General features: G+C 74.1%; 3 protein-coding genes. 2 read left to right on the plus strand and 1 reads right to left on the minus strand.

The window, feature by feature from the left end; translation table 11 throughout:
• Together PYV61_RS22045 and PYV61_RS22050 are read left to right on the plus strand one after the other, a co-directional pair.
• Positions 1 to 2,536 (plus strand): prolyl oligopeptidase family serine peptidase (locus tag PYV61_RS22045; RefSeq protein WP_275835723.1); only part of this gene is annotated, 2,536 nt, incomplete at its 5' end.
• Positions 2,537 to 2,543: 7 nt separating this feature from the next.
• Positions 2,544 to 3,335, plus strand: a complete 792-nt coding sequence (locus tag PYV61_RS22050) for a TIGR00266 family protein (protein ID WP_275835725.1) — start codon at positions 2,544 to 2,546, stop codon at positions 3,333 to 3,335.
• 150 nt (positions 3,336 to 3,485) lie between these two features.
• Here PYV61_RS22050 and PYV61_RS22055 read toward each other — a convergent pair.
• On the minus strand, positions 3,486 to 3,914 hold a 429-nt coding region (locus PYV61_RS22055; protein ID WP_275835727.1), incomplete at its 5' end, for a phosphodiester glycosidase family protein.

The raw sequence follows: 3,914 nt of genomic DNA on the forward strand, positions 1-3,914 counted from the left end.
GGCGGTGGTGTCGCTGGCCGACGGCCGCGTCACCGCCGTGCCGCGCGTCCGCTCGTTCGCGATGCCGCGCGAGGGGGGCGGGTGGCTCGCCTACCTGCTCGAGCCGTCGGACAGCGCGGCGCGCCCGGCCGCGGCGCGCGACTCGGGGGGCGCGCGCGCGCCGGAGGCGGCGGCGGTGACGCCGGGCGGTGCGGCGCGCCCGATCGACGCCTCGGCGTCGCGCCGCGAGCGCCGCAAGGAGCCGGGGACGACGCTCGTCGTGCGCAACCTCGCCACCGGCGAGGAGACGCGGATCGACGACGTGGTGAGCTACGCCTTCGCCGACAGCGGGCGGTGGCTGGCGTACGCCACGTCGTCGCGCACGGCGGAGCGCGACGGCGCGTGGGCGCGGCCGCTGACGCCGCAGGCACTGGGCGCCGAGGTCGCGCTGGCGAGCGGGCGCGGGAACTACCGCGCGCTGACATTCGACCGCGCGGGTCGGCAGCTCGCGTTCGTGACCGACCGCGACGAGTACGCGTCGCCGCGCCCGCGCTTCGCGCTGATGCACGCGCGGCTCGACGGGCGCGGGGCGGCGCGCGCGGTGGTGGCGCCGGGCGGCGCGCCGGGCGACCTGCGGGTGAGCGACCGCGGGGTGAGCTTCGTCCGCGACGGCTCGGCGCTCGTGCTCGGGCTCCAGCCGCCGCCGCTCGACTCGATCCCGGCCGACTCGCTGGCCGACAAGGCGGTCGTGGACCTCTGGCACTACCAGGACCTGCGCCTGCAGCCGCAGCAGCGGCTCGACGCGGGGCGCGAGCGCAACCGCGCGTACACCGCCGTCTACACGCTGGCCACCAGCCGGCTGACGCGGCTGGGCGACGACACGCTGCAGCAGGTCACCGTGAGCGACGACGGGCGCACCGCGCTCGCGTCGACCGGGATCCCCTACGCGATCTCGGGGATGTGGGGGGAGGGCGGCTCCGACGTGTACGCCCTCGACGCGCGCACCGGGGCGCGCCGCGCCGTGGCCAAGCGCGTGCCGTTCCAGGCGCAGCTCTCGCCGACCGGTCGCTTCGTGCTGTACTGGCAGGACGGCGGGTGGAAGTCGTTCGACGCGCGCACCGGCAAGACCGCGGAGCTGACCAAGCCGCTGGCCGGCGTGCGCTTCGACCAGGAGACGTGGGACACGCCGAGCGAGCCGGCGCCCTGGGGGGTGGCCGGGTGGACCACCGGCGACCGCGCGCTGCTGCTCAACGCGCGCTACGACGTGTGGGAGGTCGACCCGGCGGGGGCGCGCGCGCCGCGCGTCGTGACCGACTCGGTCGGGGTGCGGACGCGGACGGTGTTCCGCCTGGTCGACCTCGACCGGGAGGACCGCTTCGTCGACCCGGCGCAGCCGCTGCTCCTGAGCGCGTTCCAGGACTCGTCCAAGGCGGCCGGCTTCTACCGCGACCGGCTCGACGCCGCCGGCGCCCCCGAGCGGATCGTGATGGCCGACGCGCGCTTCGGCGCGCCGCTCAAGGCGCGCGGCGCCGACGTGTACGCGGTCACGCGGCAGACGTACGCCGAGGCGCCCGACGTCTGGGTCGGGCCGCGGCTCGACCAGCTGACGAAGGTGACCGCCGCCAACCCGCAGCAGGCGCAGTATCGGTGGGGCGGGGTCGAGCTGGTGTCGTGGAAGAGCGGCGACGGCCCGCAGCTCCAGGGGCTGCTGTACAAGCCCGACGACTTCGACCCGGCCAAGAAGTACCCGATGGTCGTGTACTTCTACGAGTCGCTGTCGGACAACCTCCACCAGTATCACACCCCGTCGGGGCGCAACGTCATCAACCCGGCCGTCTACGCGTCGAACGGCTACCTCGTGTTCTTCCCCGACATCGCCTACACCGACGGCTTCCCCGGGCGGAGCGCGATGCTGTCGATCGTCCCGGGCGTGCAGTCGCTGATCGCGCGCGGCTTCGTCGACGAGAACGCGGTCGGGATCGGCGGGCAGAGCTGGGGCGGCTACCAGAGCGCCTACATCATCACGCAGACGCCGATGTTCAAGGCGGCGTTCCTCGGCGCGCCGGTGGCGAACATGACCAGCGCCTACGGCGGCATCCGCTGGGAGAGCGGGAACTCGCGCGCCGGGCAGTACGAGCACGGGCAGAGCCGCATCGGCAAGTCGCTCTGGGACGCGCCCTTCCGCTACATCGAGAACTCGCCGCTGTTCTACATGGACAAGGTGAGGACGCCGATGCTCATCATGAGCAACGACGCCGACGGCGCCGTGCCGTGGTACCAGGGGATCGAGATGTACGTGGCGGCGCGCCGGTTCGGGAAGGAGGCGTACCTGCTGAACTACAACGGCGACGGGCACAACCCGCGCAAGCGCGCCAACCAGCTCGACGTCGACCGCCGCATGCAGCAGTTCTTCGCGCACCACCTGAAGGGGGAGCCGGCGCCCGACTGGATGCAGCGCGGGATCCCGTTCCTGCAGAAGGGGCGCGACCAGCTGCAGCCGCCCGCCGCCGCGCCGGCCGTCGGGGGGGGTGTCACGTCGCAGCAGATCGTGCCATGATTGCCGCATGGCCGATCAAATCGACTACCGGATTCTGGGCGACGACCTCCAGGCCGTCGTGATCACGCTCGACCCCGGCGAGGCCGTGGTCGCCGAGGCGGGCGCGATGATGTACATGCGCGAGGGGATCGAGATGGCGACGACCCTCGACGCGAGCGGGCAGGGCGGGGGCGGACTGTTCGGGAAGCTGCTCTCGGGCGGCAAGCGCCTGCTCACGGGCGAGTCGTTCTTCGTCACGATGTTCGCCAACCACGGGCGCGGGCGCAGCGACGTCGCGTTCGCGTCGCCCACGCCGGGGAAGATCGTCCCGCTCGACCTCGCGCAGTGGGGCGGGACGGTCATCGCGCAGAAGAACTCCTTCCTCTGCGCGGCCCGCGGCACCGACGTCTCCATCGCCTTCACGCGGAAGCTCGGCGCCGGCTTCTTCGGCGGCGAGGGGTTCATCCTCCAGCGGCTGCAGGGCGACGGGCTGGCGTTCCTGCACGCGTCGGGGACGCTGGTCACCATCGACCTCGCGCCCGGCGAGCAGCTGCGCGTCGACACGGGGTGCCTGGTCGCCATGCAGCCGAACGTCGACTACGACATCCGGATGGTGCCGGGGATCAAGACGGCGCTGTTCGGCGGCGAGGGGCTGTTCTTCGTGAACCTCACGGGTCCCGGGCGCGTCATCCTGCAGACGATGCCGTTCTCGCGCCTCGCCGACCGCATCCTCGCCTCGGCGCAGCGCGCCGGCGGGGCCCGGCGCGAGGAGGGGAGCGTCCTCGGCGGCCTGGGGAACCTGCTCGACGGCGACGGCTGACCGCTCAGTCGTCGAGGAACGGGGCGACGTACGAGCGCCGCGGCAAGCGCTCGTACTCCCCGCCGTCGTCGATCTCCCGGCCCCCGGCGGCGCCGGCGCGAGCTTCGTGCACCAGTCCCTCGCGCTCGCACCCGTCGATGCGGAGGGTGGTCAGCGGCAGGGGCCCCGGACCACGAGCAGCGCGTTCCCGACCGGGCGCTCGCCCGCGCTGTCCGACGGGGTGTTGTGGATGCGGAAGACGCCCGACGCGTCGCGCGCGACCATCGTCGTCGACCCGCCGCCGTCGAGGTTGATCGCGTCGGTCGCGCCGAGGGCGCGCAGCAGCTCCGCGGTCTCGCGCAGCGACGTGCCCACCGCGACGCCGGGGCGCCGGCCGTCGGTCGTGACGAGGAGCAGGCGGCGGCCGCCGTCGCGCACCCCGACCGCGGTCCGCGGGTTCGGGCCGCGGAAGCCCGCGTTGCCGGTCGAGTCGACGCGCGGGTCGACGACGCCGTCGCGCAGCAGGAGCGGGAGCCCGCCCACGACCTCGCGCGGCGCGACGGGGCGCCGCGGGCGCGTCACGCGCACGGTCGCGGTGTC

It is taken from the genome of Roseisolibacter sp. H3M3-2, assembly GCF_029211165.1.
Lineage (GTDB): Bacteria > Gemmatimonadota > Gemmatimonadetes > Gemmatimonadales > Gemmatimonadaceae > Roseisolibacter.

Bases quoted from the DNA above. Each gene is read 5' to 3' on its own strand.
- PYV61_RS22050 (WP_275835725.1), top strand. From the start codon at position 2,544: ATGGCCGATCAAATCGACTACCGGATTCTGGGCGACGACCTCCAGGCC.